Consider the following 22267-nt stretch of genomic DNA (forward strand, 5'->3'; position numbering starts at 1 on the left):
CAGTTAAATTTGTAATTTTCGTGTACGACAAGTATTGCAACAAGGAGTAAATTTGGTTAAAATAGAGGTGGGACTTAAAACGTAGTGGTGGGACGTAATACGTCCAACTAACTCATCATTCGCCTCGTAACCGACGAGGGCCATCCGGTCTCAGGAGGTAAGCGGGAAGAATGCGGAAAATCGTAGACATTCAGAAGAAGTTGCTTCCCGATCTATTGCAGGTAATGGAGAAACGTTACGACATCCTGCACCGCATCTATTTGGCGGGAACGATCGGACGCAGAACCTTGGCAACCGCCGTCGACATGACGGAGCGCGTGCTTCGTTCGGAACTGGAAGTGCTTCGAGCGCAAGGGTTGTTGGACACGGCGGTGTCAGGCATGACGCTCAGTCCTAGCGGACGGCAGCTGGTCGAAGAGATGGAGCCGATCATCAAGGAACTGTTCGGTCTGTCGGACTTGGAAGAAGCGGTGCGTGAAGCGTTCGGATTGAAACGCGTCGTGATCGTGCCGGGGGATTCGGATACTTCCGAACATATTAAGGTGGAACTCGGCAGGGCGGGCAGCCGCGTGTTGGGGAACAGCCTGTCGTCGGGCGACGTCGTTGCGGTAATGGGCGGATCGACGATGGCGAGAATGGCCTCGCACTTTACCACTTCGAATCAAATGAAAGACAACTGGTTCGTGCCGGCCCGAGGCGGGTTGGGAGAAAGCGTCGATTATCAAGCCAACACGATCGCGTCTGAGCTGGCCAAACGCGCCGGAGCGAGATATCGCATGCTTCACGTGCCGGATCATCTCAGCGAAGAAGCGTACCAGACCATCATGCAGGAACCCAATGTCAGAGAAGTCGTGGATATGATTCGGGGAGCGCGCATCGTCGTTCACGGAATCGGAGACGCGGCGACCATGGCCAGACGCCGGAAGCTCAAGGAAGAGACGATGGAAGAACTGGTCAAAGACGGAGCTTTGGCGGAAGCCTTCGGATATTATTTCGACCGTGACGGCAAAGTCGTGCATCGCATGGCGACGGTGGGGTTACGCTTGGAGGATATCGAGGCGGCAGGCCTCGTAATCGGTATCGCCGGGGGAAGCAGCAAGGGCGAGGCGATCGCTTCGGTTATGCGGTTCGGTCACGACGACGTGCTGGTAACGGACGAAGCGGCGGCTATCGAGGCATTGAAGCACATCTAAGCTTTTGGTTGCCCGATTATAGGGTAATGATAGTTATCGTGGTCTCGGCGCTTACGGCGCCTGACATATAGATCAAAAAAATCTCATCGTATTTCCAAGGAGGAAACCAATCATGGCAGTAGTAAAAGTGGGTATTAACGGATTTGGTCGTATCGGACGTAACGTATTCCGCGCATCCCTGAACAACCCGAACGTAGAAATCGTAGCGATCAACGACCTTACGGACGTTAACACGCTTGCTCACCTTCTGAGATATGACACGACTCACGGCAAATTGAACGGAACCGTAGAAGTTGGCGAAGGCGCGTTGATCGTTAACGGCAAAACGGTAAAAGTATTCGCGGAACGCGATCCTGGCAACTTGCCTTGGGGCTCCGTAGGCGCTGAAATCGTCGTTGAATCGACGGGTATTTTCACGGCGAAAGAAAAAGCCGAGCTTCACCTTAAAGGCGGCGCTAAAAAAGTAATCATCTCCGCTCCTGCAACGAACGAAGACATCACGATCGTTATGGGCGTTAACAACGATAAATACGATCCATCCGCACATACAATCATCTCCAACGCTTCTTGCACGACGAACTGCTTGGCTCCGTTCGCGAAAGTATTGAACGACCAATTCGGAATCGTTAAAGGCATGATGAACACGATCCACTCTTACACGAACGACCAAAGCGTATTGGATCTTCCGCATAAAGACCTGCGTCGCGCTCGCGCTGCAGCAGAAAACATCATTCCTTCTTCTACTGGCGCAGCGAAAGCCGTTTCCCTCGTATTGCCTGAGCTGAAAGGCAAATTGAACGGTATGTCCATGCGCGTTCCGACTCCAAACGTATCCGTAACGGATCTCGTTGCCGAGTTGAAAGTCAACGTAACGGTCGAAGAAGTTAACGCTGCTCTGAAAGCCGCTTCCGAAGGCCCTCTGAAAGGCATCTTGAACTACTCCGAAGAGCCGCTCGTATCGAGCGACTACAACGGCGACCCTGCTTCCTCCACGATCGACGCGCTGTCCACGATGGTCGTTGAAGGCAACATGGTTAAAGTTATCTCTTGGTACGACAACGAGTGGGGCTATTCCAACCGCGTTGTTGACTTGGCTGCTTTCATCGCAAGCAAAGGCCTGTAAGTTACAATTTCATGTTCATATCGCATTCGTCCCGGATTTGCTCTGCAAACCGGGACACGCTTTTGCAATGAGCTAGATACTTATGACCGACACAGGGCAGGCTCCTCAAGGAGCCTAGCTTTGCGCCCGGAGATATACAGCCACCCGAGGAGGTTTGACTCTTGAACAAGAAAAGCGTAAGAGACGTCGATGTTGCAGGGAAGAAAGTATTTGTTCGGGTTGATTTCAACGTACCGTTGGAGAACGGCGCGATTACGGACGACACGCGGATCCGCGAAACGTTGCCGACGATCAAGTTCTTGATCGAGAAAGGCGCGAAAGTCATTCTGGCGAGCCATCTTGGCCGTCCGAAGGGCGAAGTCGTCGACAGTTTGCGTCTGACGCCGGTAGCGGCGCGTTTGTCCGAGCTTCTCGGCAAACCTGTCGTTAAATCGGATGAAGTCGTCGGAGCAAGCGTGCAAGCGCAAGTCGATGCGCTGAAAGACGGCGATGTATTGTTGCTCGAGAACGTGCGCTTCCATGCGGGCGAAGAAAGCAACGATGTTGAATTGGCGAAAGCTTTCGCATCGTTGGCCGACCTGTTCGTGAACGACGCGTTCGGCGCAGCTCACCGCGCTCACGCTTCGACGGAAGGCATCGCTCACCACATTCCGGCCGTATCCGGCTTGCTGATGGAGAAAGAGCTGGACGTGCTCGGCAAAGCGTTGAACAACCCGGCTCGTCCTTTCACGGCGATCGTAGGCGGTTCGAAGGTGAAAGACAAGATCGACGTTATCAATAAAATGATCGAAATCGCGGACAACATTATTATCGGCGGCGGTCTTTCCTATACGTTCTTCAAGGCGCAAGGCCATGAAATCGGCTTGTCGCTATGCGACAACTCCAAGCTTGACCTCGTTCTCGAGTTCATGGAGAAGGCGAAGAAGCTTGGCAAAACGTTCCTTCTTCCGGTCGATATCGTTGTGTCCGAGGATTTCAAATCGGCCGTTAACATGGATATCGTCGGCATCGACGGCATCCCGGCGAACAAAGAAGGCGTCGACATCGGACCGAAAACGCGCGAAATCTACGCGGATGTCATTAAGAACTCCAAGTTGGTCGTATGGAACGGGCCTATGGGCGTATTCGAGGTCGACGATTTCTCCAAAGGCACGCTCGCTGTCGCGCAAGCATGCGCGACTACGGAGGCTTACACCGTAATCGGCGGAGGAGACTCCGCGGCTGCAGCAGAGAAGTTCCGCTTGGCCGATAAAATGGACCATATTTCCACAGGCGGCGGCGCGTCGCTCGAATTCATGGAAGGCAAAATCCTTCCCGGCGTCGTTGCGCTGAACGATAAATAGAGGTGAAACCATGAGCAGAACACCGATTATTGCGGGTAACTGGAAAATGTTCAAGACGGCTGGCGAAGCGACTGCATTCGTCTCCGAGGTTAAAGGTAAAGCCGAAGTTGCTGGCGTGGAGAGCGTAATCTGCGCTCCGTTCACGGCGCTTCCGGCGTTGATCGAAGCGGTTAAAGGCACGACGATCAAAGTCGGCGCGCAGAACCTTCACTTCGAAGACAGCGGCGCGTTTACGGGCGAGATCAGCGGCGCGTTCCTGAAAGATCTTGGCGTTCACTACGTCATCATCGGTCACTCGGAACGTCGTCAATATTTTGGCGAGACGGACGAGATCGTGAACAAGAAAGCCCATGCGGCTTTCCGCAACAATCTTGTACCGATCGTATGCGTAGGCGAGAAGCTCGAAGAGCGCGAAGCCGGCACGACGAACGAAGTCGTTCGCGTACAGACGGAAGGCGGACTTGCGGGCCTTACGGCGGAGCAAGTAGCGGCCACCGTTATCGCATACGAGCCGATCTGGGCAATCGGTACGGGCAAATCCTCGACATCCGCGGAAGCGAACGAGACGATCGCCTATATCCGCGGCGTAGTCGCATCGCAATTCGGCGCCGAAGTCGCGGCTAAAGTTCGCATTCAATATGGCGGAAGCGTAAAACCGAATACGGTAGCCGAGTACTTGGGCCAATCCGATATCGACGGCGCCCTCGTAGGCGGCGCGAGCTTGGAACCGGCTTCGTACGTGGCACTAGTCGAAGGGGCGAAGTAAGATGACGGCACCTAAACCTGTAGCGCTCATTATCCTCGACGGGTTCGGCCTTCGGGCTAGCACGCACGGCAATGCAGTAGCTCAAGCGAAGAAGCCGAACTTCGATAAGTTCTGGAGCACTTTTCCTCATACGACGTTAACGGCTAGCGGGGAAGCGGTCGGACTTCCGGAAGGCCAGATGGGCAATTCCGAGGTCGGCCACTTGAACATCGGAGCAGGCCGGATCGTTTATCAGGATTTGACCCGTATCTCCAAGTCGATTCGCGACGAAGATTTCTTCGACAACTCGACGCTTGTCGGAGCGGTAAGGCACGCGAAGGACAATAACAAGAAGCTTCACCTGTACGGTCTTCTGTCCGATGGCGGCGTACATAGCCACATCGCTCATTTGTTCGCTTTGTTGGATCTGGCTAAGAAGGAAGGCTTGGAAGAAGTCTATATTCATGCGTTCCTCGACGGCCGCGATGTCTCTCCGGACAGCGCAGTCGGATACTTGACCCAGTTGCAAGCGAAGATCGAAGAAGTCGGCGTAGGCAAGGTTGCGACGATTCAAGGCCGTTACTACGCGATGGACCGCGACAAGCGTTGGGAGCGTACGGAGAAATCCTACCGCGCCATGGTATACGGAGACGCTCCGTCCGCGGTCGATCCGATTCAAGCGGTCAAGGAATCGTACGAGAAATCGGTATTCGACGAGTTCGTCATGCCGACGGTCATCGTAGGAGCGGACGGCAAACCTGTCGGCTTGGTCGAGTCGGAGGATGCGGTTATTTTCTTCAACTTCCGTCCCGATCGCGCGATTCAACTTTCCAACGTGTTCACGAACGAAGATTTTCGCGGTTTCGACCGCGGCCCCGGCTTCCCGAAAAACCTGTACTTCGTGTGCATGACGTTGTTCGCGGAAACCGTTGGCGGATTCGTTGCGTATAAGCCTAAGGAGTTGGACAATACGTTCGGCGAGGTGCTCGTCCAGCAAGGCAAGAAGCAGCTGCGGATCGCCGAGACGGAGAAGTACCCGCACGTTACGTTCTTCTTCAGCGGCGGACGCGATCACGTGCTGGAAGGCGAGACGCGGATTCTTATCAATTCGCCGAAGGTCGCGACTTACGATCTTCAGCCGGAGATGAGCATCTACGAGGTGACGGACGCGCTAGTGAAGGAGATCGAGGCGGATCATCACGACGCCATCATCCTGAACTTCGCGAACGCGGACATGGTCGGTCACTCCGGCATGCTGGAGCCGACGATCAAAGCGGTCGAAGCAACGGACGAATGCCTTGGAAGAGTCGTCGATGCGGTAACGGCCAAAGGCGGCGTCTGCGTCATTATCGCCGACCACGGCAACGCGGATATGGTCATCGACGATAACGAGCGTCCGTTCACGGCGCATACGACGAATCCGGTACCATGCATCGTAACGCAAGCCGGACACGCGCTGCGCGAAGGCGGTATCCTTGCCGACGTTGCCCCTACCCTGCTCACGTTGATGCAATTGCCTCAACCGGCGGAGATGACGGGCAAGACGTTAATTGTTTAATCCAACTAAATCTAAACCCTATTAAGGAGTGTTTCTCATGACGATGATTACTGACGTTTACGCGCGCGAGGTTCTTGACTCCCGCGGTAACCCGACCGTAGAAGTAGAAGTTCGTTTGGAATCCGGCGCACTGGGCACATCGATCGTTCCATCCGGTGCTTCCACAGGCGCATACGAAGCAGTCGAGCTTCGCGACGGCGACAAAAGCCGTTACCTCGGCAAAGGCGTTCTGAAAGCAGTAGAAAACGTAAACTCGATCATCGCTCCGGAAATCATCGGATACGATGCGCTTGACCAAGTCGAAATCGACAACAAAATGATCGAACTCGACGGAACTCCGAACAAAGCGAAGCTGGGCGCTAACGCGATCCTGGCCGTTTCCATCGCCGTAGCTCGCGCGGCTGCAGAAGCTCTCGACGTTCCATTGTACACTTACCTGGGCGGATTCAACGCCAAGAAGCTTCCGGTTCCGATGATGAACATCATCAACGGCGGCGCTCACGCGGACAACAACGTTGACGTGCAAGAGTTCATGGTTCTTCCGGTTGGAGCTCCTACATTCGCTGAAGCACTTCGCACGGGCGCGGAAATTTTCCACTCCCTGAAAGGCGTTCTGCAAGCTAAAGGCCTGAACACGGCTGTAGGCGATGAAGGCGGATTCGCTCCTAACTTCACTTCCAACGAAGAAGCGATCACTACGATCCTTGAAGCTATCGAAAAAGCAGGCTTCAAACCGGGCGTTGACGTATTCTTGGGTATGGACGTTGCTTCCACAGAGTTCTTCAAAGACGGCAAATACCACCTCGAAGGCGAAGGCAAATCCTTTACGCCTGCCGAGTTCGTTGACCTGCTTGCTAGCTGGGCGGACAAATATCCGATCATCACGATCGAAGACGGCTGCTCCGAAGACGACTGGGAAGGTTGGAAGCTGCTTACCGAGAAATTGGGCGGCAAAATCCAACTGGTCGGAGACGATCTGTTCGTAACGAACACAGAGCGTCTTGCTGACGGTATCGAAAAAGGCGTAGGTAACTCCATCCTCGTTAAAGTCAACCAAATTGGTTCCTTGACCGAGACGTTCGACGCGATCGAGATGGCGCAACGCGCTGGATACACTGCGGTTATTTCCCACCGTTCCGGCGAATCCGAAGACAGCACGATCGCCGACATCGCTGTGGCTACGAACGCGGGTCAGATCAAAACGGGCGCACCTTCCCGTTCCGACCGCGTCGCGAAATACAACCAATTGCTTCGCATCGAAGATCGTCTGGGCTCCACTGCGATCTACGCGGGCAAAAAAGCGTTCAACAACTTGAAAAACTTCAAGTAAGAATCCGCGCTTAACCGCGCATCCCATACACCTCGGTCAGACAGCACGACAACCAAAAAGGACGGACCCTTGCGCTTCGAGCGCGGTCCGTCCTTTTTCTATGGCGTTGTCGTTGTCGTCGGCGGTTGAAGCTGCTCCTGAACATAGCTCTTGATCTGTTCGACGTTAGGAACGAGAACTTCCATTTTATCGATCGTCTCTTCTTTGAACGCGCCGTTCTGGGGAACTTGGATGCCCGCAAGGCGGCTCGTATCAAGCTTCATGCCTAGCCGCGCCAACTTGATGAGATCGCTTGGCGGAATGTTCGTCTCGATGTAAGGCGCGATGCCGTTCAGAAGCGACGGGAGTCTAAGCAGCGAGGTCGTGCGCTGCATTTTGTCGGCGATGGCGGTCAGGAATTTGCGCTGACGCTCCGAACGGGCGAAATCAGATAGGGCATCGCTGCGGTAACGTACGTATTGCAGCGCGGTGATACCGTCGAGATGCTGCATCCCCTTCTCCAGGTTAATGTTGTAGCGCGGGTCGTCTTGGTTGTCGGTCCGTTTCATAGTTTTGTCGACCTCGAAGTCAATGCCTCCGAGCTCGTCGATGAGCGAGATGAAGCCTTCGAAATCGGTATACACGTAATAGTGGATCGGTAAACCGACGAGGTTGCCTACGGTTTCCATCGAGAGCAGCGGACCGCCCATCGTAATGGCGGCATTCAGCCGGTTGGAGCCGTGCCTAGGGATCTCGACGTATGTATCGCGCAATAAGGAAAACATATGGGTGCTCTTGTCCACGGGATCGATGGAGACGAGCATCATCGTGTCGGAGCGCGGCTTGGCCTTGCTCTTGACGCCGCGGGAGTCTCCTCCCAGCAGCAGGATGTTGATCCGTTCGTCGCCGCTCCATTCGGGCGGGGCAACGACTTCGGCAGGGACTGGGGAGCCGTCGTCCCCGGTGGCGATCGGAGAAGACGAAGCTTCCGGAGCGACGTAAATCTTGTTCGCGAAGGAGTAGAACGAGTAAACGTAATACGCCGCGACGGAGCCGAGAATAAGGACGATGCCGAGCGCGGAGATCAACCAAATCCGGCGACGGATTAGCTTCTTGAATCTTAGAAGTTTAGATGTGGATGCAGATGTAGATGCTGATGCAGATGTAGGTGCTGATGATGATGCAGGTACGGGTGTGGGGAGAGCGGGCGTTGCGGATTGTTGTTCCATTCGGCCGTCCATCCTTTTTCGAAATTATGAATATCATTAATACGACGATTAAGTCAGGAAAGTTGTTCCAGAAAATGCGAAAATCGCAAAAAAAGGGGAGTAGGGCCCGTGGCCCTACTCCCTCTTTGCATGTTGACGTAGCCGTTTAATCCCGGCTCATGATTTTGGCGAGGAGACGAAGCATCTCCAGATACAGCCAGACAAGCGTGACCATCAAGCCGAATGCGCCGTACCATTCCATGTGCTTGGGTGCCCCTTGCTGCGAGCCCCGTTCGATGAAATCGAAGTCGAGGACGAGATTCAGAGCCGCGACAACGACGATCACGAGCGAGATGCCGATACCGATCAGACTGTTGTCGTGCAGATACGGAATGGAGATGCCGAACATGCCGAGGATGAAGCTTAGCAAATACATAAGGCAGATTCCCGCGGTGGCCGCGAACACTCCGAGCCTGAAGTTTTCCGTCGCCTTGATGATTCTCGCCTTGTAGGCGAGCAGTAAAGCGATGAACACGCACATCGTCAGCAAAGCGGCTTGCAGCGTGATGCCGTTGTAAGCCGATTCGTAGTTCGCGGACACGGCTCCGAGGAACACGCCTTCGAGAACGGCATAGATCGGAACGAGGAACGGCGCGGTAGACGACTTAAAGCTGATGATCAGCGCGAGGATGAATCCGCCGATCAAACCGCCGATCGCGAGCGGGAGTACGTTACGGCCATCGAAGTACATGGACCAAGAAACGAAGGCTCCGCCTAGCAGAATGGCAAGGGTAATGAACGCTTTATTCACGGTACCATCGATCGTCATTCTTTCGGACCCGCCGTAATGCCCCGTCTTCTCGAAAGATTTTTCGTTTAATGTGGGGTTGCCGCTGCGGCCTATCATTCGTGAACCACCTCTTTAGTTATATTATTCCAATTATATCATAGCGGGTTAATTTTTAGACAAGTTAAACGTTATTGTACCTTATTTGAATTTGCGGCCGATGCGCGCCTTTTTTCAAAATCCCATATAAAGAGGACAAAAAACCTCATCGTGGGAATCCGTTCCTAAGCCTATAATAAAGAGGAGAATTCAAATGAATGATCATAGGGATGGTGTCCATACGATGAGTAAACCGCAAGTAGGCATTCAGTTATATTCCGTGCGCGACCGCAGCGAAAAAGATTTCCTGGCAACGATCAAAGAGATCGGAGCAATCGGCTACCGCAACGTCGAGTTGGCCGGCTATTACGGACATTCGGCGAAGGAAGTTCGCCAAGCTCTGGACGACGCGGGTTTGAACGCGCCTTCCGCGCATATCGGCTTGTCCGTCGGCGACGACGCGATCTGGGACAACCTGAAGCAGCAAATCGAGTACGCGAACGAACTTGGCTTGAAACGGTTTATCGTTCCTTATTATCCGCTCGGCGACGACCCGACGCTTGATGCCGTTAACAAGATGGCGGATACGCTGGAGCAAGCGGCTAAGATCGTCACGGCCGCGGGACTGCAATTCGGCTACCACAACCATGCGTTCGAGTTCAAGCCGGTTGAGGGCAAGCTTGTAATCGATCATATTTTCGACCGGATTCCTTCCGACCTGCTGTTCGCCGAATTCGACCTCGGATGGGTGAAGGTAGCCGGACAGGATCCTGCCGCCTACATTAAGAAATACGCCGGTCGCTTGCCTGTCGTGCATGCGAAGGACTTCAAAGAAGACGGCACCGACACCGAGATCGGCAAAGGCTCCGTGGACTGGGATTCCGCGTTGGCGGCTTGCGAAGAAGTCGGCGTGGAATACGTCATCATCGAGCAAGAGCGTTACGACGTGAACTCGCTCGAGAGCGCGAAGCTGAACTTCGAATGGTTCAAAGCTCGCGGTTGGATCTAAGCTTAATAACAGACATGCAAGGATAAGGGGAGCTCGGCTGATGCCGGGCTTCTTTGCGCGTATGTGCAAGCTTCGATGGGGAGCCGGCGGGGGTGACGGATATTCCGATTGTTCTGCACCTTACTTCGGGAGACGGTTTTTGATAGTATGGTGTGGTGAAGGTTGGAATAGGAGAGTACTAAGGACTAGGATGGTGCGGATATGGAGATCAGGCAGCTGACGATGGACGATTTCGAGGAAAGAATGGCGTTGTCCCAATTCGCTTTTCAATTTCAATTGACGCCCGAGAGCTTGGAATCCAGACGGAAAAAATACTTGCCCGAGCAGGACTGGGGAGCCTTCGACGAGAACGGGGAAATGTTATCGGCATTAATGCTCATTCCGCTCGAGACTTGGATTCAAGGAAAACTGTTCGCGATGGGCGGCATCGCGGGCGTCGCCACGTGGCCGGAGGCCAGAAGGCAGGGCTGCGTTAGCAAACTGCTCGTGCGTACGCTGGAGACGATGAAGAACAACGGGCAAACGATCAGCATGCTTCATCCGTTCGCTTTCGGCTTTTACCGCAAGTTCGGCTATGAATTCACGATCGAACGCAAGAAATATACGATCGAGACCCGCAAGTTGCCTCCTCGTTTGGAGACGCCCGGACAGGTCAAACGCATGCCGAAGCCCGATATCGAGCTGCTGAACGCCGTCTACACCGCCTATGCATCGCTCTATAGCGGGACCCTAGTGAGAACGTGGGACTGGTGGGAGAACCGAATTTTGACCAAAACCGGCAGCTTTGCCGTGTATTATAACGAAGACGATAAGCCGGAGGGTTACGTCTTCTACCAGATCGAGAGCGGGAAAATGACGATCCACGACTGGGCCAGCACGACCGAGACGTCGCGCGTGGCGCTGTGGACGTTCGTCGGGAATCACGATTCCATGATTACCGAGACGAGCCTCGTTGCGGCGATCGACGATCCGCTTCCGTTCCTGCTCGCCGATCCGAGAGTCAAACAAGAAGTCATTCCTTACTTCATGTCGCGCATCGTAGATGCAGAAGCGTTCGTAGGGCAGTACCCTTGGGCGTCGGGGGCGCGGGAAGAAGCCGTCTCGCTGCGGTTGTCCGATGCGCATGCGCCATGGAACGACGGTTTGTTCCGGCTGGTGTGGAGCGCGGACGGGGAAGGGCGGTTAATGCGGGTCGAGGACGAAGGGGCTTTGAGCGCGGGCTGGGGAACTCCGGAGGAAGCGGTCGCATGCGATATCCAGGCGCTGACCGCGATGTTGGCCGGCAATCGGAAGCCGTCCTTGCTGCGGGAAGTCGGGCGGATCAGCGGGCCGGAAGCCGGTATAGCGTTGCTTGAACGGCGCATTCCGGAGCGGACGACCCATCTGATGGACTTCTTTTAAAGGCGATACGAAGTTCCAGGTTCTCGCAAAAGGAATAGAGGTTGTCAACTTGCCGAGCAATGTGATAAACTGAGAATACTGTTTTTGTATCGGTCAACTAGGAGGTGTAAGCGATGGACGTCGTTCTTAAAGTCATTTTGGTGATTTTCTCGCTAGGACTCATTGCCGTCGTTCTGCTGCAACGCGGGAAGAGCGCAGGTTTGTCGGGCGCGATCTCCGGTGGGGCTGAACACTTGTTCGGTAAACAGAAAGCTCGCGGTATCGACCTGTTCTTGCAGCGTCTGACTATCGGGCTGGCGGTTGGATTTTTCATCCTATCTTTGGTAGTCGCTTATTTCGTCAAGAACTAATTAAGCGAAGAACAGGCAGGGAGCGCGAGCTTCCTGCCTTTTTTTATGAACAGCGAAGAAGACGGCGTAGCCGTCAGACTTTGGGATCGCGCATGAGATGACGGGGTTCATCCGGTTGCCGAGGACACAAAGTGTGTATACTATACATAGGACGAGGTGATACGGATGCCGATGTGCACGGAGCAGGAGCTGCTCGATTTCATGCGGGAAACCGCCTATAAACCGATGACTTACAAAGAACTCGAGAAACATTTTGGCATAGAGGATGCATTCGAATTCAAGGCATTCCTGAAATTGTTGACCGAAATGGAGCAAGACGGCAAAATTCTGTTGACCCGTACGGACCGCTACGGCGTGCCGGAACGGATGAACTTGCTAAGGGGACGCATCCAGTCCCATCCGAAGGGTTTCGCATTTTTGATTCCCGACGACAAGGAGCACCCGGATCTGTACATTCATGCCAACGACATGAAGGGAACGATGAACGGGGATATCGTGCTGGCGCGGGTGTCCGCGAAGAACGAGAACGGCAAGCTGGAAGGCGAGATCGTGCGCATCGTCAAAAGGGCGGTCACGCAGGTCGTTGGCTTGTTCACCAATCACGAAAGCTATGGCTTCGTGGTGCCGGACGACAAACGGATTAATAAGGATATTTTTATCCGCAGCGAAGGCTTCAAAGGCGCGGTGACGGGTCAGAAGGTCGTCGTCAACATCCTCACATACCCGGAAGGCCGATCTGCCGCCGAGGGCGAGATCGTCGAAGTACTCGGTCATAAGGATGACCCGGGCGTCGATATTCTGAGCATTATCCGTAAGCACGGTTTGCCGGAAAGCTTCCCGGGCGACGTGCTGGCCGAGGCCGAAGCGGCTCCGGACACGATTACGGAAGACGAGATCTTGAAGCAAGGTCGCCGCGACCTGCGGAACAAGACGATCGTGACGATCGACGGCGAAGACGCCAAGGATCTGGACGACGCGGTGAACGTGGAGAGATTGCCGAACGGCAACCTCGTGCTTGGCGTACACATCGCGGACGTCAGCTATTACGTGCGGGAGAAGTCCAAGCTGGACGAGGAAGCGTACAATCGCGGATGCAGCGTCTACTTGGTCGACCGCGTGATTCCGATGCTGCCTCACCGGTTGTCCAACGGCATCTGCTCGCTCAATCCGCAAGTGGATCGGCTGACGATGTCTTGCGAGATGGAATTCGAGCCGGACACGATGAAGCGGGTACGCCATGAGGTATTCACGAGTGTTATTCGCACGACGGAGAGAATGACGTACACGAACGTTCGCAAAATCCTGAACGAAGAGGATCCCGAGGTTACGGAGCGTTACGCGGAGCTGGTGGATACATTCAAGTTAATGAAGGACCTCGCGATGGGCTTGCGCGGAATGCGCATGCGCCGCGGCGCGATCGACTTCGAATTCCAGGAATCGAAGGTCATCGTGGACGCGCAAGGCAAGCCGGTCGAGATCGTGAAGCGGGAGCGTTCGATCGCCGAGCAGATCATCGAGGAATTCATGCTGGCGGCGAACGAGACGGTAGCGGAGCATTTCCACTGGCTGAAGGTGCCGTTCCTGTACCGAATTCACGAAGAGCCGTCGAACGAGAAGCTGATGACGTTCATGCAGTTCGCGGGCAACTTCGGCTACGCGGTGCGGGGCAAAGGCAATACGGTTCATCCGCGCGCCTTGCAGACGTTATTGGAAGAGATCCAAGGGACGAAGGAAGAAACCGTGCTCAGCACGATGATGCTTCGTTCGATGAAGCAAGCGAAATACGACGCGGAATCGCTCGGGCACTTCGGCCTGGCGGCGGAATATTATACGCACTTCACTTCCCCGATTCGTCGTTATCCGGACTTGGTCGTCCATCGCGTCATGCGCGAGGTGCTCGAGAACGGCGGTACGTTGCCGGACAACCGGTTCGATTCGCTGAATGCCCGGATGCCGGACATCGCTTCGCAGTCCTCGGACCGCGAGCGCGTTGCGGTCGACGCGGAGCGCGACACGGAGAAGCTGAAAAAAGCGGAGTTCATGCTGGATAAGATCGGCGAGGAATTCGTCGGCATGATCAGCGGCGTCACGAGCTTCGGTATGTTCATCGAGCTGGAAAATACGGTAGAAGGCCTCATACGTCTTAGCGATCTGACGGACGACTATTACCATTTCCACGAGCTTCACATGGCTCTGATCGGAGAACGGACGTCGAAGATTTACCGGATCGGCGACGAGGTGAAGATTCGCGTAGCCCGGGTGAACATGAGCGATCATACGATCGATTTCGAGATGGTCGACATGAAATCGCGCAGCGGCAGCCGCGTGAACTTCATCGACGCTCGCGGACCTGGCGGCGGCGGACGAGGCGGATTCGACCGCAAGCGGAAAAAGATGAACGCGGCGGGTCGGTTCGTCGGCGTTGGCGGCGGAGATGGCGGCAGCAGCGGCGGTAGTGGACGTGGTGGTCGCGGAGGCCGAGGCGGACGCGGTGGCGATGGTGCGTCCGCTCAAGGCGCGGGCGGTCGCGGCGAGCGGGGAGCGCGTCCTAAGGGCGGCGACTTTGCGGCGGGCGGTCAGGGTGGCCAAGCGAATGATCAAGTTAAAGGTCAGAACATTCCGGGTACCGGCAAGCGCAAGAAGAAGTCCGGCGCAGCCAAAGCCGGAGGCGCCCATGTAGAGGTTACGCAGGAAGCACGCCCTAACAACGAGAACGCTCCGAGCAATCGCAGCAACGGCGGAAGCCATCGCGGCGAGTCGCAGAGAAGCTCAAGCTCGGGATCGGCGGTCGTCGCGGATCGTCCGGCGCCGGCCAGACGCGGCAAAGTCGACATGTGGGGACTTCCGCGCTCGGGCAACTACAAGAGCACGGATGACGGTACGGACGGGGATTCCTCGTACGGCAAACGCAAAGGCCGCGGCGGTAATGGTGGCGGCGGTGGCGGACGTGGAGGAGCGCCGGGCGGCGTGTCCAGACGCGCTCCGAAGCCTTTTACGAAGGCGGAAGCTTCCGTGCCGAATCCGAGCGGCGAGAAGAAGCCGGCCAAACGCAGGAAGCCGAAAGAGTAAGCTAGCAAGAGCCTTCAGGCCCTAGGGGTCGGAAGGCTCTTTCTTTACGCGGACAAGCGTCTCGGAAGGCGTACGATTCCATTTTACAAAGTTCGCCGTATCTTATAGGATAGTACTTGGTGTGAACGGATGTCGGGGAGGCTGACAAATCATGAAACAATTGTATCACGTGCTTGGAGCCAAACAGTTCGGAAGAGAAGAGCTGGAGCAGTTGTTCGATGCCGCGCGGGAGATGGAAGGCGTCGTGGCTCACGGCGGGGACAGACGGCATGAAGGCAGGATCATGACCTCGCTATTCTTCGAGGCGAGCACGCGGACGCGGCTGTCGTTCGAATCGGCGATGCAGCGGATGGGCGGCAACGTCATCGGCACGGAGAACGCGTCGCAATTCTCGTCCGCGATCAAGGGCGAGACGCTGGAGGACACGATCCGGATCATTAGCGGCTACAGCGACGTCATCGTCATGCGGCACACGGAGATCGGCGCTGCGAAGCGCGCGGCGGCGGTAGCGGACATTCCGGTCATCAACGCCGGCGACGGAGCGGGAGAGCATCCTACGCAAGCCTTGCTGGACGCGTACACGATCCGCAAGGAATTCGGCAAGATCGACGGACTGAAGATCGCCATGGTCGGGGATCTCGCGTATGGACGGACGGTCCACTCTCTGAGCTATATTTTGGCCAATTATCAGGACGTAATGGTGTACTATATCTCCCCGGACAACGTGCGGATTCCGGAAGACGTCAAGAAGTACATGGATAAGATGGGCATTCGCTATCAGGAAACGACCGATCTGGACTCCGTCGCGGGCTCGATCGACGTGCTGTACCAGACGCGGATCCAGAAGGAGCGCTTCCCGTCCGTCGAGGAGTACGAGAAAGCATCCGGCCAGTATATCGTGGATGCCGAGCTTCTGTCCCGCATGCGTCCGGACGCCATCGTCCTTCATCCGTTGCCAAGAGCAGGCGAGATCTCGGAGGAAGTCGATTCCGACCCTCGCGCGGCGTATTTCCGCCAAGCCGTCAACGGCGTGTACATCCGAATGGCTCTTCTCGACAAGGCTCTGACCGAGTCGAAAAAGGCATAATAAACGCGGTAGCGTAGGTTTGTTGATGGGGCGGGTGGGCGCGTGCTATAATGAATGTCCGGGCGCAATGGATAGGTCATTATTGGCAGCGGTCCAATCGCTCCATCGGCGACACAATAGGCGAGGCAGGTGAAGGAAAGTGAGCAAGAAAGACGGGTTCGACAAGCCGTTAGCGCAGAATAAGAAGGCCTCTCACGATTACTTCATCGAGGAAGCCATTGAAGCCGGCATGGTTCTGACCGGTACGGAGATCAAATCCCTTCGTAACGGCCGTGCTCAGCTAGGCGATGCTTTCGCGACGATTCGTAACGGCGAGATGTTCCTTCACAACATGCACATCAGCCCTTTCGAGCAAGGCAATCGTCACAATCCGGTCGATCCGACCCGGGCTCGCAAGTTATTGCTACACAAGGCTCAAACTCACAAGATGCTCGGCCAAGTTAAGCGCGACGGATACACTTTGGTTCCTCTTCGCGTCTACATCAAGAATGGCTATGCCAAATGCTTGATCGGGATTGGTAAAGGGAAGAAGCAATTCGATAAGCGCCAAGCCGATGCCAAGCGGGATTCCCAACGGGACATCCAGCGCATCCTTCGTGAGAAACAGAAGGTCAGCAGCTACAAGTAATGAAGTGGCAGCATTGGCAGTAACATTTTCGCATAGGGTAATACGCACGTGTTATAATAGATCTTGTAAGTTCGTTTGTTCGACTCTTCCTCAGGGGAGAGCTTTCCTGGCATTCCATCCGCTTCGGCGGTGGCGACCAGCTTTTCGGGGGCGTTTATGGATTCGACGGGGATAGAACGAGCGTGGGTAGCGGGTAGTAGGGCTGCGACTGCTTCACTAACGCGGAAAGCCTATTAAACGGCAAACAACAACCAACTTTAGCAGCAGCCTAAGAAACTGACTGTTAAGCTTCTACCCTCCATCGCCCATGTGGCGGGATAGGGGCCAACTTTAGTGGGATACGCCGTCTAGTCTCCGCCTGGGGCTAGCGGAAGAAGACAATCAGGCTGACCCGAAGGGAATCCGGTGACAGGGAGTCTCTAGGGTGACATCAAATCTGTCACTACACCCGTAGAAGCACATGTGGCGTTGTCTTCGGACAGGGGTTCGACTCCCCTCGCCTCCACCACGAGAAACCCGACCGCATGAGGTCGGGTTTTTGTGTGGAAAGAAACGGGGAGTCGCCCCAGTCTGAAGGAGGACAATGGGGTACGTTCCGCGCGCAGGGAGCGCAGCGGACGAGCACGGCATCTCATTCTACCGCTAAGAACGTCATCCGCGAATCATCTTCGTCAGCTAATTAAATCAAGAATGGGATACCCCCTCGCCGCCCGCCGAAAACCGACACGCAGTGAGTCGGTTTGTAAGGCGAAGTACCATCGGGTCGATTACCTGAATCCGAAGGAGGACAATGGGGTTCGATCGCGCGGAAGGTAGCGGGGCGGACTGAGCACGCAATTCAATTCTACCGCTAAGATTGTCATCGTCGAGTCAGCTACTTTAGCAACTTTATTCAGGGATTGGATACTCTCCTCGCCTCCACCAACCTTTGAGGGAGTACCGTGCTAGGTGTTTATGTTTTGGGCTTTTTTGAATGTTCACGGTGGCTGGAATGCGTTGCTATGACTGGGATTTCGGTTACCTCTGTTGTTGAAAAGCATGACAGTCTCTCACAGGGTACATAGACAAGTGCGATACATATTAGAGCATATTGTTGTGGTAGATTATGGAATGATTTCGTGTTAATCTAGTCAGTCAAGATATAATTGGGGTGGGATTTAGAAGTGGGTAATAAGAAAAAGTTGATAACACCACTACAATCATCAGTAGCATTTCAGTCTGTGTTTAAACAAAAGGGATTAGCGAATTCCCTTATTTCCAAAGATCTTTTATCCTCATTTAACTCAATTAGTAACATAACTAAAACGAATAGATTTAATATTGCAACTGCTTCAGTATCTTTGCCGACTGAGTTCCTAAGATCACAATTAGCTCTACAGGATCAAATGAAAAGTTTATCAGGGATATTATCTATTACTAAAGACATGTAAAAGATATACCCCATGATTGATGCAGCTCCATTTAGGCATTTGAAGCAGATTATGCAAATGGAAAGTGTGGTAAAGAATAACTTTTCTGGTTTCGCAGAAGCTATGAGGTTACCTTCGTTTATCTTGAAAGGTAGCAATGATAAAGACTTACGAACACAGACCTAGTATAGCTTTAGAAGTAGCAAAGCTTCCTCAGGCTTATGCAAGTTATTCTGAAAGACAGATAAATAGGCTAGTAAGTATTGAAGATAAAAGACATCCTCTTATTGATGTTATAGAAGATACAATAGAATCCGCTAGTACGATAATTGAGGAAAGTACGATGTTAGTTGAGAGTATTGCATGGGGGAATATTTCTGATGCCAATGATGATAATGATGCAAACTATTCAACGGTTAATCTATTTCCGTCATTAAACAGTCATTTGGCACCTTTGTATGCAGGCAGGATTAGCGCTTCTGATTTTGAAATAAATAATACACTGCCTGTTGTTATACACACACTGGGTTGTAGGTTGATTAGACTCATCTGTGATATTAATGAAATTCATCAAGCGGCTCATGGAGTAGCTTTGTTTACATTGACACAAAAAATGATGTTGGGTTTCCTGAAGATTCCAAATACAATTTCTGCGAATGAAATGCTCTTTGCTGATATAGTAGACTAACTTTACTTTATGTTATATGAAGGTTCAGGCGATGCAAAGAGATTAGTGGGGATAGCAAATAATGATGATGAATTGCTATCCCCGCTTTGGAAATTGAAGCATCTCAGATTGAACTTCAGGCATGATGTAGAGCATGGGAAAGATATATCAAAAAAGTTAATGCAAGGTGGAGCGGCATTCAAGAATCTTATTGGTCATGCTCGACCTAGAAATACTAGTGATTGGAAACAAGCGCAGCTAAAAACATACGAGCATCTGGGGAGTATGCTAAGTAATGTCCTATTGCGAATGATCTAAAGAGAGGGGGGAGGCATCACTCCCCTCCAATTTCTATTTATTCATTTCCCAGTCAGCATTTATGTTCTTTTGATACAACACAATACCATGTTGGTTGAGTGTATCCGCGCTCATGACAATATAGCTGGATAGATTTAACTTGAACAGGGATGAATAGTTCCTTCTCAGCTTGACGATCAGACGAAAAACGGGTATAGATGGCCACTTTCATGGATGAACAGCTCCTTGTATTGTTATTTTTGGGTATAAAAAAACAGGCATACCATGTAGGCATACCTGCGGTCATTCTTATAAATTAGATTCCGTCTTACTTGCTGCTCTTGTAGATAGTGTTTAATCCGATTAATGCCAATCCAAGGATGAATCCTACAACTATGGTAGGCAATCCCAATGCTTCTCCCCCACCTAATGCGATGCCAACTTTACTCATTGTGCTTCACCTCCTTTCATGACTTCAGATAATTGCAGTAGCTGCATGCAAATTTCCTTACGCATTTCTTGAGCGATTTCAGACTGTAAAAACTCCTGTATCTGTGTGTGTTGTCGTAACGTTAATAAGACGAATAAGACGTAGCACTTATAATGAATATTTCCATCCCTTGTGCTATTTGGGTTGTAACTATTGAGCTTGTCCATAAATGTTTTAACGAAAGGGAGCTCTAATGGATTAAATATTTTCTTAAGTTCTGACCAGTGTTCTTGTAAATGCTTGATGGTCTTATACATCTCAACAAAATCTTCTTCTTCGGCTAGAGATACAAATGGTGAGAGCCTTTTAAGGTTCATCCACTCTGTTGCAGGAGAAATGATTGTTTCTGAATCATTAGGTAGTGGTCCAAAAAAGTTAAAGAATTTTAGCAGAGTCTGAGGAGATACGGAATTAGGTGTGTTGAGGTCTTGAATAATACCAAACACAGTGTGCATAAAAGAGATTTCTTTTGTGCGTTGTTTTTCCAGTTCAGCCTCATCCTCTATTGAGGGTCTTCCAGGTTTTTTTGTAGGTAAAGCATCCTCAGCCATTATGGTAGCGGCGTATTCTGCATTAGCAGGATCTATTGTCAGCTTGGCAGTAGTCATAAAAGTAGAATCCATATTCATGACGTATTCCTGTAATGCATCCTTGAGCTTATGCCATGCGACAGGGTATCCCTTCCAATAGAGTGTGAAGATTAGATATTGCTGTTTGATCCCTGGAAGTCTAGCTATCTCCCTAAGTGTTTGTAGAGATTGCTCGTGATATGAAGCTGGAGCGGCGCCTTTTGCTCGTCCATTTCCTTTACGAATTGTAACGATCCAACCATATTCGACATATCGTCTAAGTTTACTTGGTGTGAGTGATATATTTTCGGACTCTGCCATTTTCAGAAGTTCTTCGCGCTTCATTGTTTGTGCCTCCTTTTGTTATGATTTTATATGGTAGGTAATGGGTAAACAACATATGTTTCATGCGCAAATGTAATACCTACCTTTTCAATTTACGTAATTCTAATTTGCTTTGAGCGACATTCCATAGGTCCACATCAATAATTGCTGGATGACTTCCTTTGCTGATGATCCATTCAAATGACTTATGCGTCGGACTTTAATTAATGATAAAAAACAGTAGTAGGACTTGGCGCTCAAGTGAGCGCTTTTTATTTTATCCATATGCAGGAAAATGATCGCATGTAGTCGAAGATTAGCAGATGGTAATTTTGTGTAATTAAGGGAGATCTGGATTAACACGAGTAAAGGCAATCTAGGCTATTAGATTGTTCAACGCAAGCGCTAGTTGCAGTTGTTGGAATAACCCTTTCGCGGAATATGACTATTTGTACCTTGGCGATATTCTATATATCAATTTGGTATATACAGAAGGGGGGAATAGCATAGTGAAGCGAGATTCTTGGTTGCGGAAATTAATAGAACAACTTATAACGGATAAACCTGAAATTCTTCATGATGAAGAAAAGCTTTCAAATGTAATTACAGATGCTATAAATAAAAGCCTACCTGAAGCCTCGGAGTTAATTTACAATAATTTGAAAACCAACTCTGGGGATATGCTTGAGGATCATAGGTTACTTCGTCAGGAATTCGAAGCTCGATTGCAGAGAAGATGGTCAAAAGCCTTAAATTTGCTTGAGACACTTATCGTACTATCCCGTGAAAGTGGGGAGGAGTTTTGTGAGGATGTTTTTGATGAAGATGCTGAAATAGATAATCTACAAGTTAGCTCAGTGATAGTTAGACTTCATGCTAGAGCTTGTAGAGTAGCACATGAGGTGCTTACCTTGTTGCGGGCCGGCTATGCAGATGGGGCGCTTGCAAGATGGAGGACTCTTCACGAAGTGTCAACAACGGCTTTTTTTATCGCGCATCATGGAAAGGATCTTGCAATTCGTTATGTTGAGTATGAGGACATTGAGAGATACAACGAAATGTTAGAGTATCAAAGAAGTTATGAGAAGCTCGGATATGAGAAGCTTGAAGACGAAGCAGTTCAGGAAATTATTGAGAGAAAAGAAGAACTTGTCAAAAGTTATGGAGAGGATTTTAGAAAAGAATATGGATGGACATTAGGAATACTTCCAAAGGGAAAACGGACATTTAAGCATATAGAAGAAAGCATGGACTTTAGTCATTGGAGAACCTATTTTAAGTTGGCTAATAATTATGTGCATTCGGGTCCACTTGGAACCATTTTCCCACTTGGTAGTATGAAACACGTCGATCATTTACTTCCTGGTGCTTCTAATTACGGATTAGCGACTCCAGGTCAAAATACAGGAATATCTCTTGTACAAATAACAACATGCTTGTTAACTATCGAGCCTACATATCAAAGGTTACTGGCAGCAAAGGTACTTCAACTTTTTCTTTATGAGTTATGTAGCGAATTTGTAGATACGCAAGAGGATATTGAGAATGAAGAAAAGGAACTCAGGAAACGAGAGGAAGCTATTGTCGAGTAACAACTTGAAT

General features: G+C 51.8%; 19 protein-coding genes and 1 other RNA gene. 15 read left to right on the top strand and 5 right to left on the bottom strand.

All coding sequences use genetic code 11. The features are described 5' to 3' along the window. Nucleotides 1-170 precede the first annotated feature (170 nt). From D7Z26_RS18420 to eno, 6 genes are all read left to right on the top strand, one after another. Nucleotides 171-1193: a sugar-binding transcriptional regulator gene (locus tag D7Z26_RS18420; RefSeq protein WP_120978498.1), complete on the top strand. Its 1023-nt coding sequence runs from the start codon at nucleotides 171-173 to the stop codon at nucleotides 1191-1193. 112 nt (nucleotides 1194-1305) lie between these two features. After that, nucleotides 1306-2316 carry a type I glyceraldehyde-3-phosphate dehydrogenase gene (gene gap, locus D7Z26_RS18425; protein ID WP_120978499.1) on the top strand — a complete coding sequence of 337 codons (1011 nt, stop codon included), beginning with the start codon at nucleotides 1306-1308 and terminating at the stop codon, nucleotides 2314-2316. Between the two features lie 161 nt (nucleotides 2317-2477). Continuing rightward, the gene (locus D7Z26_RS18430) at nucleotides 2478-3659 is read left to right on the top strand and encodes a phosphoglycerate kinase (protein ID WP_120978500.1); all 1182 of its coding nucleotides are present in this window, start codon (nucleotides 2478-2480) and stop codon (nucleotides 3657-3659) included. A 10-nt stretch (nucleotides 3660-3669) separates the two neighbouring features. Further along, nucleotides 3670-4425, top strand: coding sequence for a triose-phosphate isomerase (tpiA, locus tag D7Z26_RS18435; RefSeq protein WP_120978501.1), 756 nt, complete (start codon nucleotides 3670-3672; stop codon nucleotides 4423-4425). A gap of 1 nt (nucleotide 4426) precedes the next feature. After that, the gene (gene gpmI, locus D7Z26_RS18440) at nucleotides 4427-5962 is read left to right on the top strand and encodes a 2,3-bisphosphoglycerate-independent phosphoglycerate mutase (protein ID WP_120978502.1); all 1536 of its coding nucleotides are present in this window, start codon (nucleotides 4427-4429) and stop codon (nucleotides 5960-5962) included. Between the two features lie 37 nt (nucleotides 5963-5999). Beyond that, a complete protein-coding gene (eno, locus tag D7Z26_RS18445; RefSeq protein WP_120978503.1) occupies nucleotides 6000-7292 on the top strand; it encodes a phosphopyruvate hydratase in 1293 nt (430 codons plus the stop codon). 98 nt (nucleotides 7293-7390) lie between these two features. On the opposite strand, the gene D7Z26_RS18450 is transcribed toward eno, so the two are convergent. Both D7Z26_RS18450 and D7Z26_RS18455 read right to left on the bottom strand, forming a co-directional pair. Next, nucleotides 7391-8500: an LCP family protein gene (locus D7Z26_RS18450; RefSeq protein ID WP_120978504.1), complete on the bottom strand. Its 1110-nt coding sequence runs from the start codon at nucleotides 8498-8500 to the stop codon at nucleotides 7391-7393. 145 nt (nucleotides 8501-8645) lie between these two features. Further along, nucleotides 8646-9386, bottom strand: a complete 741-nt coding sequence (locus tag D7Z26_RS18455) for a Bax inhibitor-1/YccA family protein (RefSeq protein WP_120978505.1) — start codon at nucleotides 9384-9386, stop codon at nucleotides 8646-8648. A 193-nt stretch (nucleotides 9387-9579) separates the two neighbouring features. On the opposite strand from D7Z26_RS18455, the gene D7Z26_RS18460 reads away from it, so the two are divergent. The 8 genes from D7Z26_RS18460 to D7Z26_RS18495 all read left to right on the top strand — a co-directional run bounded on the left by D7Z26_RS18460 (nucleotide 9580) and on the right by D7Z26_RS18495 (nucleotide 19006). Further along, nucleotides 9580-10374, top strand: coding sequence for a sugar phosphate isomerase/epimerase family protein (locus D7Z26_RS18460; protein ID WP_233567038.1), 795 nt, complete (start codon nucleotides 9580-9582; stop codon nucleotides 10372-10374). Nucleotides 10375-10575: 201 nt separating this feature from the next. Further along, nucleotides 10576-11775, top strand: coding sequence for a GNAT family N-acetyltransferase (locus tag D7Z26_RS18465; protein ID WP_120978506.1), 1200 nt, complete (start codon nucleotides 10576-10578; stop codon nucleotides 11773-11775). A 113-nt stretch (nucleotides 11776-11888) separates the two neighbouring features. Beyond that, nucleotides 11889-12125, top strand: a complete 237-nt coding sequence (gene secG / locus D7Z26_RS18470) for a preprotein translocase subunit SecG (protein WP_120978507.1) — start codon at nucleotides 11889-11891, stop codon at nucleotides 12123-12125. Nucleotides 12126-12296: 171 nt separating this feature from the next. Continuing rightward, nucleotides 12297-15194: a ribonuclease R gene (rnr, locus tag D7Z26_RS18475; RefSeq protein WP_120978829.1), complete on the top strand. Its 2898-nt coding sequence runs from the start codon at nucleotides 12297-12299 to the stop codon at nucleotides 15192-15194. 151 nt (nucleotides 15195-15345) lie between these two features. Next, nucleotides 15346-16281: an aspartate carbamoyltransferase gene (pyrB, locus tag D7Z26_RS18480; RefSeq protein ID WP_120978508.1), complete on the top strand. Its 936-nt coding sequence runs from the start codon at nucleotides 15346-15348 to the stop codon at nucleotides 16279-16281. 139 nt (nucleotides 16282-16420) lie between these two features. Next, nucleotides 16421-16909: an SsrA-binding protein SmpB gene (smpB, locus tag D7Z26_RS18485; RefSeq protein ID WP_120978509.1), complete on the top strand. Its 489-nt coding sequence runs from the start codon at nucleotides 16421-16423 to the stop codon at nucleotides 16907-16909. 146 nt (nucleotides 16910-17055) lie between these two features. Then, nucleotides 17056-17417, top strand: a transfer-messenger RNA (tmRNA) gene (gene ssrA, locus D7Z26_RS18490). 1058 nt (nucleotides 17418-18475) lie between these two features. After that, the gene (locus D7Z26_RS18495) at nucleotides 18476-19006 is read left to right on the top strand and encodes a hypothetical protein (protein ID WP_120978510.1); all 531 of its coding nucleotides are present in this window, start codon (nucleotides 18476-18478) and stop codon (nucleotides 19004-19006) included. Between the two features lie 604 nt (nucleotides 19007-19610). Here the strand turns inward: D7Z26_RS18495 and D7Z26_RS27965 are convergent. The 3 genes from D7Z26_RS27965 to D7Z26_RS28125 all read right to left on the bottom strand — a co-directional run bounded on the left by D7Z26_RS27965 (nucleotide 19611) and on the right by D7Z26_RS28125 (nucleotide 20858). After that, entirely contained in the window at nucleotides 19611-19733 is a 123-nt protein-coding gene (locus tag D7Z26_RS27965; RefSeq protein ID WP_267901013.1) for a hypothetical protein, read from the bottom strand. Continuing rightward, the gene (locus D7Z26_RS18500) at nucleotides 19730-20686 is read right to left on the bottom strand and encodes a hypothetical protein (protein WP_120978511.1); all 957 of its coding nucleotides are present in this window, start codon (nucleotides 20684-20686) and stop codon (nucleotides 19730-19732) included. The genes D7Z26_RS27965 and D7Z26_RS18500 overlap by 4 nt, the downstream gene beginning before the upstream one ends. A 79-nt stretch (nucleotides 20687-20765) precedes the next feature. Further along, entirely contained in the window at nucleotides 20766-20858 is a 93-nt protein-coding gene (locus D7Z26_RS28125; protein ID WP_120978830.1) for a hypothetical protein, read from the bottom strand. Between the two features lie 316 nt (nucleotides 20859-21174). Here D7Z26_RS28125 and D7Z26_RS18510 point away from each other — a divergent pair, with 316 nt between their 5' ends. Then, nucleotides 21175-22257, top strand: a complete 1083-nt coding sequence (locus D7Z26_RS18510; RefSeq protein WP_120978512.1) for a DUF5677 domain-containing protein — start codon at nucleotides 21175-21177, stop codon at nucleotides 22255-22257. Nucleotides 22258-22267 lie beyond the last annotated feature (10 nt).

Source organism: Cohnella endophytica (assembly GCF_003628305.1).
GTDB lineage: Bacteria > Bacillota > Bacilli > Paenibacillales > Paenibacillaceae > Cohnella > Cohnella endophytica.